This window comes from bacterium (assembly GCA_024226335.1).
Taxonomy (GTDB): Bacteria; Myxococcota_A; UBA9160; order SZUA-336; family SZUA-336; genus JAAELY01.
Window position 1 is genome coordinate 20,918 of the sequence record JAAELY010000029.1, and the last position, 13,577, is coordinate 34,494.

Here is a 13,577-nt window from a genome sequence, read left to right on the forward strand (position 1 = left end):
GGGCCGTGAGTAGCGAAACGATCGAACGGCGTCTGGCGGCGGTCCTCTCGGCGGATATCGTCGGCTATAGCCGGCTGATGGCCGACGATGAAGACGCAACCGTGAATACGCTGCGCTCGCGCCGCGATCTGGTTTCTCAGCTCATCCCCGATCACCGCGGGCGTTTGGTCGATTTCACCGGCGACAACTTCCTGGCGGAGTTTCCCTCTGCGATCGATGCCCTGCGCTGCGCGCTCGAAATCCAGGCCAACACCGCAGAACTGAACGAAGTCCTGCCCGAAGCACGCCGGATGCGCTTCCGCATCGGCGCCCACCTGGGAGATCTGCGTTCCGAAGGTGAGCGCATCTTCGGTGAAGGCGTGAACATCGCCGCGCGCCTGGAGGCGCTAGCGGAACCCGATGGGATCTGTGTCTCGTCGGCGATTCGAGATCAGGTGCGAAACAAGCTGGATCTGGAGTTCACCGATCTCGGACCGCGAGACTTGAAGAACATCCCGGAGCCGGTTCACGCATTCGCCGTGGGAGCGATCGAGGGGGAGGGGTCGAGACCTCGAGCGGGTACGAGGCGTTTCCTGTGGGTGGCCGCCGGTGTGTTCCTTGTGGTCGGACTGCTTCTGACCTGGGTCTATCGCGGTGTCTCGCCTGCGCTGGAGTTCGCAGCACTCGCGCCCCCTTCCAATCCGGCTCTTCCGTCCGAGCCCTCGATCATCGTCCTGCCATTCGACAATCTCAGTGATGATCCCGAGCAGGAGTACTTCAGTGACGGGATTACCGAGGATCTCACGACGGACCTGTCACAGATCCCGCGCCTGTTCGTAATCGCGCGCAACTCGGCGTTCACCTACAAGGGCAAACCCATCGACGTCGTGCAGGTCGGTCGCGAGATGGGCGTGCGCTATGTGCTCGAAGGCAGTGTGCGCAAAGCTGAAGATACCGTTCGCATCACCGCACAGTTGATCGATGCGGGCACGGGGTTTCACGTCTGGAGCGCCCGTTACGATCGAAAGATCGCGGGTCTTTTCGCCCTTCAGAGTGAGATCTCAGAAGAGATCCTCGCCGCTCTGAGCGTCGAGTTGCAGGAGGCGGAGATTCGGCGCATGCGCAGCACGCGCCCCAATGAGGTCAGTGCCTACGATGCCTTCACGCGCGGATTTGCCAGCTTTCTTCGCTTCAGGCATGCGGGGCACGAGGATGCAGCGCGCTGGTTCGAGCGCGCCATCGAGATCGAACCGGACTACGCAAGGGCGCACGCATTTCTCGGCCTGGCAACCATGCACGGGTACACGCTGGGTTGGAGCATGGACGTGGACGCGCTGGAACGCGCGGAAGCACTCGCTCAGAGAGCTTTCCAGATCAATCCGCGCCAATTGGAGACCCAGTACCTGCTGACACAACTCAATCTGGCGCGCGGCCGACCGGGGAGAGGGCTGGAAGCGGCGCGCAAGGGCGTCCAACTGGCTCCGAGAGACAACACCGCCATCTTCCTTCTGGGGTTGTCCTTGGTTGCCGCGGAAGGTGATTTGAAAAAGGGCGGAAGCTTGATTCGCGAAGCGCTGCGTCGCAATCCACGGCCGCCGGCCTCGTGGTGGACAACGCTCGCGAGCACTCGTTATCTGACGGGGCGCCGGGAAGAAGCCGTGGCGATCTGGGAGCGATCGCGCGGTGCGAATCCCGATGAGATCCACGTCCGCATCGCGCTGGCCTGGCACTACGCGACGAACGGCGCGCGGGAACGAGCCAGCGAGATCGTTCGCGAGATACGCGTCGTAAACCCGGAACTCACGCCGGAGCGCGCACGCGACTTGATCGCGCCGATAGGCACTCCGATGCGTTCAGAGGAGCTTCTGGAGGCCCTCCAGCGCGCCTTCGCATTGTCTTCTTGATCCTTCGAGCGGTGGAATAGTCCGCTCAGACAGGTTAGGCCAACGAACGCCACTCTCGACACCAGTGTTCACGATGGTCGAGCTTTCGCCAAACGATCCACCTTGATCGCTGATTGAGGCACGAAGTCTCAAGATGAGCGGAGCACCACCGAAACAGACTCAGGTTTGAATTCCTGAACTAGCTGAGGCCGGAGGGCTCGCTGTGTCGCAGTTGACAAAATTTGGCTCGTGTCGGACGTCACCCGTCTGGCTCGGTCTACTCGTCATCTCGATCGCCCTTGCAGGTTCATCGCTTTCTCGGACTGCATTTGCTGCAGATGATGACTCCGTCGATGTCCTGGCGCTATCGCTGGAAGATCTGGTCAACATGACCGTGACCACCGTCTCCAAGAAGACACAGCGCTTGATCGATTCCGCTTCTGCGGTCTATGTGATTTCTGCAGAAGACATCCGCCGCAGCGGAATGACCAGCGTACCCGAGCTTCTCCGGCTCGTTCCCGGGATCAATGTGGCGCGCTTCTCGTCCAGTACCTGGGGTGTGGCCTCTCGCGGTGCGAGTCGACCGCTCAAGAACGATCTCCTGGTCATGGTTGACGGTCGCAGCGTCTACACTCCGCTCTTTGGCGGAACCTACTGGGACATCCAGAGCGTCACCCTCGAAGACATCGATCGGATCGAGGTCATCCGCGGTCCGGGTGGAACGGTCTGGGGCGCGAATGCCGTGAGCGGCGTCATCAATATCATCCGCAAGAGCGCGAGCGTCTCCGATTCCAATTTCGTCAGCTACGCCGCAGGAAACGAAGACCGGATGACGACCAGCTTGCGCGTCCATCGGAAAGTCGGGGACGCGCAGATGCGTGTCTCGGGGAACTTTCTGACCAGAGATGAATCGCATAGTCCTGTCCGAGGAGATGCGGGGGATGGCTGGCGTCAGGGAATGATGAGCTACGCGATGGATTGGGACACATCGAGTCGCGATCGAGTCACCCTTCAGGGAGACTGGTATTCCGGAAAACCCAATCTGCGCACTCGCGTCGATACGGCTACCAGCATCTACACAAATACCGGGCAGACCGAGGGCAACTACGAGAACTCGACCCGCGGAGGCAATGTCCTGGGCCGCTGGACCCGGAAGTTCTCGGAGTCGGCTTCGACGCAGTTCCAGTTCTACTGGGATCGACGAACTCGTGAAGGCGCGAAGCTGAAAGAAGACCGCCACACATACGACGTGGACTTTCAGAACGACTTCCTTCTCGGTGAGTCGCACGCGATCACCTGGGGTACGGGCGCGCGTCTGATGCTCGACGATCTCGAAACTTCGATCAATGCGCTTTTCATTCCGAACAGCAATGAAGAAGTGGTCTACAACGGCTTCATTCAGGATGAAGTCTCTCTGATTCCGGACGAACTCAAGCTGACTCTAGGCACGAAGACCGAGTGGAATAGTTACACCGGATGGGAATTCTCTCCCAGTCTCCGAATGCTCTGGGCGCCGACTGAAACGCAGCAATTCTGGGGGGCGATCTCGCGCACCGTTCGCACGCCCTCTCGGGCTGCGCGCGAACTCAGTATCCTGATTGCTGGGGTGGTGGCCAATCCGTTCGGGCCACCCGCATACCTGCCGATGACGGTCGCAGGGCGGAAGAACCAGAGTTCTGAATACACCTTCTCCTATGAACTCGGTTATCGTACCCAGCCGATTCCTTCCCTCTCCTTCGATCTTGCGACCTTCTACAACGTGCTGGAGAACGGGAGTTCCTTTGCGGCGTCGCCGACGAACCCCGCCGCGCTTTCTTTCGACAATACGGCAGAACTCCACTTCTACGGTGGAGAACTGGCGGCCCAGTGGCAGGCGCGACGATGGGCGCGGCTGAAGGGTAGCTACACGTTCTTCCGCACCGGTCGCCAGAACTACACCGATGCGGCGCCAGCGCACAAGTTCCAGATCCAGTCTTACGTGGACTTGCCCTGGGACCTGGAACTGGACTCCTGGCTCTCCTATTACGGCCGCACCGACAGTCCTACGACTACGGATACGGACATGGACAGCCGATGGCGTCTCGACGTGAGGCTGGGCTGGAAACCGATGGAGCAACTCGAACTGAGCCTGGTCGGCCAGAACCTCCTGCACGACGAAGTCGAGGAACTCGATAGCTTCACTGAATCCGGCGGCACAGGTGCAATGGAGGTCGAGCGCTCCTTCTACGCAAAGGCCACCTGGCGTTTCTAGCGGACCGGCGGACCGGCACCTTCCTATTTGATGAAGAGCATCTCCTGGTAGGTCGCCAGCGGCCAGAGGTCATCGGCAACGATGCCTTCCAGTTGATCCGCAACCGCTCGCACGCATAGCATCGCCGGCAGGATCTTCCCGCAGCAATGCTCCGCCTGCGCCATCGTAGACTCCTCGGTAGCTTCCATTTCCGATTCGAGTGCGGATATTGCATCCTGGAGCTCTCCGACCAGATTGGTCAGCCGGTCCAGTATCCGGGTGTCGGCCTTGGCTGAGAGTTCTTTCAAGCGGGTCGCGGTTTCCGCGAGTTCCAACTGGTAGCGGATGGCGGCCGGCAGGATGATGGTGCGGGCCATTTCGACGCTGGTGCGCGCTTCGACGCCAACGCTGAGTACATACTGCTCCAGGTAGACCTCGAGTCGGCTATGCAGTTCGCGCTTGCTGAGAACGTTGAATTTTTCGAACATCGCTACGACAGCATCGTTCTCGAGAACGGGCAGGGCATCGACACTGGTGTTCAGGTTCGGCAGACCGCGTTCCTTTGCTTCCGTGTGCCAGGCTTCGGAGTAGCCGTCGCCATTGAAGATGACGGCACCGTGATCGCGAACGATCTCCATCAGCACCTGCTGGACGGCCGCGTTGAATTCGTCTGGATCGGCTGCGACTGCAGCTTCGATTCGCTCCGCAATGAAGTCGAGCGATTCCGCGAATATCGTGTTCAGGGCGACCATGGGCCCCGCGATCGATTGCGAAGATGCAACGGCGCGGAATTCGAAGCGGTTGCCCGTAAAGGCGAACGGACTCGTGCGATTGCGATCGCCTGCATCTCTGGGAAGGTCGGGCAAGGTGTCGACTCCCACTTCGAGGATCTTCTCGCGGGAATCGGCAGTTGCTGAACCTGCGACTCCGATCTGCTCGAAGATCTTGGTGAGCTGGTCACCCAGAAAGATCGAGATGATCGCAGGCGGCGCTTCATTGGCGCCCAGGCGGTGGTCGTTTCCCGCAGATGCGACGACTGCTCGAAGCAGGTCGCCGTGAAGATGTACGGCTCGGATGACCGCGGCGCAGAACACCAGGAACTGAGCGTTCGCATGCGGCGTGTCGCCGGGATCGAGCAGGTTGCCCTGCGTCGCATTGCCGATCGACATGTTCACGTGCTTGCCCGAACCGTTGATCCCCGCAAAAGGTTTCTCGTGAAGCAGGCAGGTCATACCGTACTGCTCGGCGACGCGCCTCATGGTAACCATGATCATCTGCTGGTGGTCTGTTGCGAGGTTCGCGGCCTCGAACACGGGTGCAATTTCGTACTGGCCGGGTGCGACCTCGTTGTGGCGTGTCTTGATGGGAATTCCCAGCTTGATCAACTCGCGCTCACACTCGAACATGAACGCGAGTACACGGGATGGGATCGCACCAAAATAGTGGTCGTCGAATTCCTGGCCTTTGGGAGATGCGGCGCCGAAGAGAGTTCGGCCCGCGGCGATCAGATCGGGTCGCGAGAAGAAGAAGTTGCGATCGATCAGGAAATACTCCTGCTCCGCACCTGCGAACGAAGTGATCTTGCCGATCTCCTTGTGGCCAAATAGTTCGAGGATGCGCCGCGCCTGGCGGTCGAGCGCCTGCATCGAGCGGAGCAGGGGGGTCTTCTTGTCGAGCGCCTCACCGGTCCACGAGACGAATGCGGTGGGAATGCACAGGGTCGTCCCGTTGGGATTCTCGAGGATGTACGCCGGGCTCGTTACGTCCCAGGCGGTGTAACCGCGGGCCTCGAACGTGGAACGAACGCCGCCGTTCGGAAAGCTCGATGCGTCGGGTTCGCCCTGAATCAGGGTCTTTCCCGCGAATTCCGCAATCGCGCCGCCGGATTCATCCGGGGTCAGGAAACAGTCGTGCTTTTCAGCAGTCGATCCGGTCAGAGGGTAGAAAACGTGTGCGTAGTGGGTCGCGCCCTTCTCGATCGCCCAGTCTTTCAAAGCCGCAGCGACGACATCGGCGCTGGAAGAGTCGAGCTGGGTTCCAGAGTCGATCGTTTCGACGAGTGAGTCGAAAATGGATTTGGGCAGGCGGTTCTTCATCACGCTTCGACTGAAGACGTTGGATCCGAACAGATCGCTCGCGGACACATCCGAAAACGACAGGGCTTCGGAGATTGGCTGGTAATGGGTGACTGCTTCGATCGCGTTTTGTCGGGCGCTGCTTCCGCTCATGCTCATTCCTCCATTCGTGGCTCGAAATCTGCTGGCTTGAAATCGGGGTTTCGAAGATCGACGCGGATATGTGCTGACCTTCCGGATGAGCTGCCCCGGGGGTTCGCCAAGGATTCCGGGTCCGATTCCCGAAAAGGGGCTGCTCGAATCCACCGGGTTGAAGAGCAAGTCGCGTGCCCGCGTAGGAGACGCCATGCGGCCGCGGCCGGGCCCGGGGAGTCGTCCCGTGCTGAATTCCTGGGCAACACCTGCCTGGAACGCGGGCAGGGAGTCGGGTCCGGAAGGGAAGGTCGTGACGGCGTTGATAAGAGCGACCGGCAAGCCTTGCCTACCTGCGACTTTCCAGCCCGGGCGGAGCCCGTCTGTCTCGGACGTAGTCGGACAGGAAGTGTCTCTCTCGCCGGGGGAATTCCACCGTCTAAAGCCGGTGGGAAAAAAACCGTTCAGGAGCGCATGCAACGGGATCATTCAGGCGCACCTTCCTGGCTCTACTCCTTTGTCGACCTCGCGTTTCTGCTGGTGATTGCACTCAGTCTGATGGATGTGGACTTTGGCGACGCACTGGACCTGGGCGAACTCGAGGTTCCGGAGGTGAGCGCATCTGCACCGCTCGCAAACCCTGAACACGTTCGGGATCGCTGGCAGTTGCGTGTGCATCCGAGAGCAGCGGGTGGACGGACTCCCTTTGAACTGGCAGCCGCGGATCTGGCGGCTTCGGACAGACTGAACCACGAGATCGAACGCTTTGCGGGTGACGAGCTGGAATCCAGACTCGAAAACCTCCGGGCCCAAGGCGCCAGAAAGCCGCTGCTTGCGCCGCACGAAGACTCTCGCAGTGCCGATCTGCTTGAGGCAGTCGGATTGCTCGAAGCTCTCTGGCCGAGCGGTCGTCCGGCTCTGGTGTCGGTTGCCGCGGGCGCGGAATGAACGACGACCTGATTCGCCGCAACTACGGGTACGGGGCTGGACGCATTCGCCTGTCGGTACCGTCTCATTGCAACAGCCAGGATTACTCCTTCCTGGATGCGTGGCGGCTCACGCTGCAGGAGGCACGGGATCTGGGTATCCGCGTTTTCCTGTTCCACGCGTCTCGAAACGTGGCTGTCTGTTGTCTGATCCTCGTGATCCTATCGACTCCGTTCCTGTGGTCGTTCAGCCGACCGTCGCCCGAGGTCTTCGAGCCGCTTGTGATTCAACTCATCAAGCCCGAGCCGCCACCGCTGCTAGTTGAGCCGGATCCAGTCGAGCCAGATCCTGTGCCTCTGGCGCGGCCCCTGGTGACGGAACTGGCCCAGAAAAGTGAGCCGGAACCCGTCGCCAAACCACGTCGAAGTCCGCAGGTGAGCATCGATGCGCTGGCTCCGGTCGCAGCACGAAGCCCGCGGCCGGATATCGAACCTCTACCGAGTTCCCGCAATGCGCCGCTGGTCTACGCCCGCGCGCCGATCTCTGTCGGCAAGCGAGTCGCGGTACCGGATGTGGCGGCGGCGGCACCTCGCCTCGCGCTGCCCAGCGCTCCTGTCGTGTCGCGGGCCGTTCCATCGGATCACGTCTCTGGACATCGCCGTCCCTCGCTTCCAGCGCGACCCGCGCTGGCTCCCTTCGAGGCCTCCGCGAAGGCACAGGACAATGGAATTTCCGGTGTGCCGCTGGCTTCGCTGGCCGCTTGCGAGACGGACGCCGAAGAGGATTCCCTAAAGCAGGACCTGATTTTCGCCGTTGATGTGCGCGAAAGCTGCCGCTCCGTGATGGGTGTGTATCGCTTTCTCCAGATGCGAAATGTGAACGGCTTCTTGTTGTGGGTGAGCCGGAGCCCGGATCGGCCGGAGTTGGATCGTTGTGGAGAGTTGAGGCTCGCACTGAGTTGTCTCGAAGGCGGGACGGAGGCAGATTGACCATGAGATCGACGTTGATCCTATCGATGACCCTCGCGCTGTCGTTCGCGGGTTTCGCGAACGCGACCGGGAGCGCGAATGAAACGGAAACCGCCTGGTCGGGTTACCTGGATTTTGCGTACGTCTACGTCTCGGCGGAGCCGCAGGCTTTGCGAGCGCGTCTGGAAGAGTATGCCGCCGAGGCGGGAGTGAGCCTGAGTGACTTCGCTGCCGAGAATCTCGACGGCGATGGGTTCTTGCCTCGAACGCTTGGCGAAGATGACCAACGTCGCCGCGCGGTCGCGCATCTGCTCTTGTTCATCGCAAGTGGCAATGGAGATGAGATCGAAGCGGCCGTCGCGAGCGTGCGAGAGTTGGAGAACCGGCTCGAAAGAAGCGAGAACCGATGGTGGTTCCACTACATTCTGGCGCACCACGCATTGCATCACGGAAACGCAGCCGAGTTTTCCGCGCAGATCTTCGATATCTGGCGCAATGTGGTGGCCGAACTCGAAGTGTCGTACGCCACCTACGAAGACCTCGCCCTACGAGAGAGTTCGAGCGCGGGTTTCATGTCGGCGTTGCCCTTCCTGTACGAGAACCTGGCTCGCATCATCTTGATTCGCAGCCAGGAGGCTGGAATCGATCGCGGCCTCGACGCACTCGGTGCGATCGTGAGGATGCTGGATGACGGTCGGGTGGGTGAGCACCCGAAGGAGGTGCCGATCGAGGCATCGGCGGCCGAATATCTGGACCATATCGTCCGGCGCTTGACCGGTCCGGAATCGGACGGAGAGAGCCTGACGTTCACGCTGGCGCTTTTCGAAGCCAATCGGAAGCACGAGAAGGCGCGAAATCTCCTGGCCAGCGAGGATCTGTCGGAGAGCACGCGCGAGGCGATCCGGATCAGCACGGGCGCCTATCGCGACGCTCTGCATCGCGCAAATACGATCCAGGGACGCTGTGCTGTGTACACACGCGCCTTGCGCCAGCTCGGTGAGCTCCACGCCGCCAAGCAGCGAATGAACAGCATTGCCGAGATCGAGGTTCCTTTCAGCATCCAGCAGGCGATGGCGCTCTATGAACAGATGGAAGAGGGTCTCGAGGGCGGCTGGAAGAACCACGGATACCGCAACATGGGTCGCGCGGCGTACGTAAGTGCGATGCATCGGCTCTGGGAAGAGATCCAGGAAGCGAGCTTCAACGTCGCCGAGTTCTATCTCTCGCAGGGTTCGCGTCCGGGCGTGGGCGGAAACGAGGCGGTCAGTGATGCATCTGCACACTTCGGGCGCTACTTGAACTTCTTCGAGCAACACGCGCGCCCTGGAGATCACGAAGGCGTTCCCACTTCAGCGTATTTCGCCGCCTATGTCGCCGCGAGAGGCGTGGGCGATGCGGCCTTGAGCTATCGCGCCGGCAATCCGTCGACCAAGCAGATCGAGCATGCGAGCCAGCAGTACCGCAGTGCACTCGAGATCTTCCCGTTTGACCGCGGGCTGTGGGCGCGGGTGGCGCACTCCTTCGAACAGCAGGGACGCGAACGCGACTTCCTGAGTGAAACACAGAGCGTCGCCGACCGCGTCGAGCGCTCGCGTCATCTCAACACCTGGATCGAACAGAATCGGGAACTCGGCAGTTCCTTTGGTGCGATTCGCCGCGCTCTATCGGACGATCTGGCGATCATGTATCTGGGTTTCGCGCAGCCCGACGGAGTCGCTTTGCTGGAAGAAGAGCTCACCGGGCTCGTCAGTCAGCGCGACAGCCTACAGCTCGAAGTCGAGACACTCGCCTGGGAGCGCGAAGAACTCGACATGGCTCGAGCCGAGGGGCTCGCGGTCCCGGCGCAGGAAGAGGAACTCCCGGTCGTTTCCGCAAATCCGGGGACCACAGAGATTTCCTCGAATCGGATTCTCGAACTCGCAAAGCGGATCGAACAGCTACAGACCCGTCAGGACAAGCTCACACAGCAGATCGAGCTGCGTTCGCGCGCGCTGCCTTTGTTTCAGAAGGCACTCGACTCTGCAAGTGCCACGCGTGAACTCGCCGCCCGACGGGATCACCCCGCCCATACGCTCCTGCGTCAACTCTATTTCGAGAACCTAGCTCTCCGGGAGGAGCAGTCGTGAAACGCTCTCTATCGATCATTCTCGCCATTGGTTGCGTCATCAGCATGAGTGCATGTGCAACGCGTTGGTCGGGCAATGACTATTTCAAGAAGCAACCTGTGGGCGTCGAGCCCGATCAGCAGGTTTCCGGTGAGGCACTCCTGCAACGCAAGGAGACCCTGAGGCGTTTGCATCGCGACTTGAAAAGTGTCAAGGCCACGGCTGAAAGCCTGCGACGGCATCGTGATCTGGAAGGCATCGCGTCGCTCGAAGGTTTCGTGCATCCGTATTTCGAGCAACAGATCGAGCCGTTGATTTCGGACACAGGCGAATGGCACGCGGAACTCCAGCTCCTCGAGGCGAACCTCTTGTTCGCCCAGGCGGAGGTCCTCTACGAACTGCGCGATGCTCGCCGGCTGGCCAAGATCGCCAGGCGTATTCACAACCGCTTTGCCTCGTCCAAGAGCATGCTCGTCGAATATCCGATTGGCGAGCAGAGCACCGTGCAAAACGCTCTCGAAGATCTCGAATACAAAAGGGAGATTCTCTAATGGATCCGATCTTCTCGACCTTGCCGCTCGAACTGACGTTGGCCGCGGCGATCAGCCTGGTTTCTCTGGCCGGCGCCGGATTGCCGTTCTATCGAGGATTTCGGATCTTTCTGCGCGGTCGCGCTGCCACGCGTCGCCTGCAGACTGCAGAGATGTTCGAAGAAGCCAACAGCTCGGGTATCGCACCGCTCTCTCAGCGCATGATGAGCGTCTTGACGCGCTCGTTTTCCGAGCACCCTGAACAGTCCCCGGACTTCGTTCGCGATGCGACTCGACAGTTCGTTCTGAACGACTACGACATGAGCTATGCCCGGCCCCTTTCCATGTACTCCAATATCCTGCCGCCAATCGGGTTCATCGGAACGACTCTCGGCATGATGGTGCTCTTCGTGTCGCTTCAGCTGTCGAACAACACCTTGCAAATCGGAGCGCTCTCGGTAGCTCTGAGTTCGACCATCCTCGCGCTGCTGGGCTTTGCTGCACTCGAGGGTTGTCGCATCCGGCTCTACGCTCGCCTGATGTGCTGCATCGACGATGTGTTCGATGCGGATCTCGCGGCCCAGCTCAGCGAAACCCGCCGCAGCGCCTGATCAGAATCCGCAGCAGGCCCGAACGCGAACCGCTTTCTCCGGAGGCATAGGACCGCACTGAAAATCGAATTGTGATTCCAGTGCGAAGCGCCGACAATGCCTTTCGGAGGATCCTGATGGCGCAGCAAGAGTACTCGATCGTCGACGCGGCGGATGTCGACAGTTTTTCCGATGAAGCGGATGTCCTGGTGGTGGGGCTGGGAGCCTCCGGAACCTGTGCCGCCATCGAGGCCCGCGAAGCGGGAGCGGACGTCCTGGTCCTGGAGCGCGCCAGCGCTGGCGGCGGGCTGACCATGTCGGCCGCGGGGCACTTCTACCTCGGAGGCGGGACTCGGGTCCAGAAGGCCGTGGGCGTGAAAGACGACGTCGAGGAGATGATCAAGTATCTCGAAGCCGTGACGCCTGAACCCGACATGGACAAGATCCGCGTCTACTGCGAACAGAGTGTCGAGCACTTCGATTGGCTGGTCGCACGAGGTGTACCGTTCAAGGACACGATGTACCCCGCGAAAGACGTCGTGCAGATGACCGACGAATGTCTGATCTGGTCGGGAAACGAAGAAGCCTGGCCGTTTCGCGAAAAGGCCATCCCGGCACCGCGTGGACACAAGGTGGCGAAGGAAGGGGAAGCGGGCGGCGCGGAACTCATGGATCGTCTGATCCCTTGTGCCGAACGACTGGGCGTGAGGCTCGAATGCGACGCGGGAGTCGAAGCTCTTGTTCGCGCCTCATCGGGCGAGATCGTCGGTGTGCGCTATCGCAAGTATGACGAACTCAGGACCGTGCGGGCGCGCAAGGCCGTGATCCTGGCAACCGGCCACTATACTCTCGATCCGGAAATGCTCGCGGCCAACTGTCCGCGCCTCGCAGATGACCGCATCGAGAAGCAGGGCTCGACTTTTGATTTCGGTGTCGGGCACAAACTTGGTGTGATGGCCGGTGGCGTGACACAGCATATGGATGGTGCGCTGATTACCTCCCCGTTCTATCCACCCGAATGCCTACTCAAAGGTATTCTGGTGAACAAACACGGCAAGCGATTCATTGACGAAGACTGCTACCACGCCCGTTCGAGTGCCATGTGCCTCGAGCAACCCGATGGCAAGGCGTACCTGATCGCCGACGAATCCTTCTTCGAACGGCCCGCGTACGGTTGGCAGGAACTGATCGACGCCTGGGATACGATCGAGGACATGGAACGAGATCTGAAGATGCCCGAAGGTGCGCTGCAGAAGACGATTGCGGACTACAACCAGCACGCGAAATCGGGAGAGGACCCCGAATATCACAAGGCCGCGAAGTGGCTCGTCCCCCTCGCCACGCCTCCTTACGCGGCCCTGGATCTTTCCCTGGGTTCGGCGCATTTCGTCGGTTTCGCGCTCGGTGGCTTGAAGTGCTCGATCGATGGCGAAGTCCTGGACCCACAGGACAAGGTCATTCCCGGCTTGTACGCCATCGGAGCTTGTGCTTCGAACATCGCCCAGGACGGCAAGGGCTATTCGAGTGGCACCTGTATAGGAGAATCGACCTTTTTCGGTCGGCGCGCAGGACGCCACGCAGGGGCGCCTGACTGAGCGGGCGAGTCCTGAAACGCATTTTCAGTCGTTTCCAGGCGGACGGGTGGGGCGCGGACGAGCGAGGTAGGCCGCGACCGTCGCGCGCACGTCGACGTCGTCGATTTCCAGGTCGAAAGCCATGGGGCCGGGCGGAAATCCGACGCGATAGGCGCGGCCATCGGCGGTGCGTTCGAGTTGTCCGTAGTCGATCAGCATGCGCCGTACGGTCACGTGGTCTGTCTCGATCGCCGGTGTGACCTCGGCATTCCACGCACGGATCAACTCGTTGATCTCTGCCTCCGAATAGCTGCGGCCACTGTCGAGGGTCAACAAGAAGCTCTTCATCAGAATCTGTCGATCTCGGCGTCTACGCGGAAGTCCGCGCGGGCCGCGATCGGCGCCGAGGCGGACGAGGCGCTCGATGAACTCTTCCAAGCTGATCATGGATCTTCCAGGTTTGCCAGGCGGTTTCGCAGATCCGTGAACAATAGAGCAGTTCTGCAGAGTTTCGATCCGAGCGGTTTTCGGCGCAGGGTTGGATAAGATAGGATGGATTCGATCCCTCGTCTGCAATGAAAGGC

At 60.7% G+C, this 13,577-nt stretch carries 10 protein-coding genes; 8 read left to right on the top strand and 2 right to left on the bottom strand.

The window, feature by feature from the left end; translation table 11 throughout:
- Positions 1–5 precede the first annotated feature (5 nt).
- Positions 6–1,883, top strand: a complete 1,878-nt coding sequence (locus GY725_01100; protein ID MCP4002767.1) for an adenylate/guanylate cyclase domain-containing protein — start codon at positions 6–8, stop codon at positions 1,881–1,883.
- 202 nt (positions 1,884–2,085) lie between these two features.
- Positions 2,086–4,113 carry a TonB-dependent receptor gene (locus GY725_01105; GenBank protein MCP4002768.1) on the top strand — a complete coding sequence of 676 codons (2,028 nt, stop codon included), beginning with the start codon at positions 2,086–2,088 and terminating at the stop codon, positions 4,111–4,113.
- Positions 4,114–4,136: 23 nt separating this feature from the next.
- Here the strand turns inward: GY725_01105 and GY725_01110 are convergent, their stop codons facing one another.
- Positions 4,137–6,320 (bottom strand): glutamine synthetase type III, encoded by a 2,184-nt coding sequence (locus tag GY725_01110; GenBank protein MCP4002769.1) that lies wholly within the window; start codon positions 6,318–6,320, stop codon positions 4,137–4,139.
- A 453-nt stretch (positions 6,321–6,773) separates the two neighbouring features.
- Between GY725_01110 and GY725_01115 the strand changes: the two genes are divergently transcribed.
- From GY725_01115 to GY725_01140, 6 genes are all read left to right on the top strand, one after another.
- Positions 6,774–7,247, top strand: a complete 474-nt coding sequence (locus tag GY725_01115) for a hypothetical protein (protein ID MCP4002770.1) — start codon at positions 6,774–6,776, stop codon at positions 7,245–7,247.
- Positions 7,244–8,215, top strand: a complete 972-nt coding sequence (locus GY725_01120) for a hypothetical protein (GenBank protein ID MCP4002771.1) — start codon at positions 7,244–7,246, stop codon at positions 8,213–8,215. Before GY725_01115 ends, GY725_01120 begins: the two co-directional genes overlap by 4 nt.
- A 2-nt stretch (positions 8,216–8,217) precedes the next feature.
- Entirely contained in the window at positions 8,218–10,320 is a 2,103-nt protein-coding gene (locus GY725_01125) for a hypothetical protein (GenBank protein MCP4002772.1), read from the top strand.
- Positions 10,317–10,850: a hypothetical protein gene (locus GY725_01130; GenBank protein ID MCP4002773.1), complete on the top strand. Its 534-nt coding sequence runs from the start codon at positions 10,317–10,319 to the stop codon at positions 10,848–10,850. Before GY725_01125 ends, GY725_01130 begins: the two co-directional genes overlap by 4 nt.
- Entirely contained in the window at positions 10,850–11,440 is a 591-nt protein-coding gene (locus GY725_01135; GenBank protein MCP4002774.1) for a hypothetical protein, read from the top strand. Before GY725_01130 ends, GY725_01135 begins: the two co-directional genes overlap by 1 nt.
- A 116-nt stretch (positions 11,441–11,556) precedes the next feature.
- Entirely contained in the window at positions 11,557–13,014 is a 1,458-nt protein-coding gene (locus GY725_01140) for an FAD-binding protein (protein MCP4002775.1), read from the top strand.
- Between the two features lie 24 nt (positions 13,015–13,038).
- Here GY725_01140 and GY725_01145 read toward each other — a convergent pair whose 3' ends face one another.
- Positions 13,039–13,440 carry a DUF2087 domain-containing protein gene (locus GY725_01145; protein ID MCP4002776.1) on the bottom strand — a complete coding sequence of 134 codons (402 nt, stop codon included), beginning with the start codon at positions 13,438–13,440 and terminating at the stop codon, positions 13,039–13,041.
- Positions 13,441–13,577 lie beyond the last annotated feature (137 nt).

Coding starts and splice junctions, on each gene's coding strand:
- GY725_01110 (MCP4002769.1), bottom strand. CDS start 6,320: ATGAGCGGAAGCAGCGCCCGACAAAACGCGATCGAAGCAGTCACCCAT.
- GY725_01115 (MCP4002770.1), top strand. CDS start 6,774: ATGCAACGGGATCATTCAGGCGCACCTTCCTGGCTCTACTCCTTTGTC.
- GY725_01120 (MCP4002771.1), top strand. CDS start 7,244: ATGAACGACGACCTGATTCGCCGCAACTACGGGTACGGGGCTGGACGC.
- GY725_01125 (MCP4002772.1), top strand. CDS start 8,218: ATGAGATCGACGTTGATCCTATCGATGACCCTCGCGCTGTCGTTCGCG.
- GY725_01135 (MCP4002774.1), top strand. CDS start 10,850: ATGGATCCGATCTTCTCGACCTTGCCGCTCGAACTGACGTTGGCCGCG.
- GY725_01140 (MCP4002775.1), top strand. CDS start 11,557: ATGGCGCAGCAAGAGTACTCGATCGTCGACGCGGCGGATGTCGACAGT.
- GY725_01145 (MCP4002776.1), bottom strand. CDS start 13,440: ATGATCAGCTTGGAAGAGTTCATCGAGCGCCTCGTCCGCCTCGGCGCC.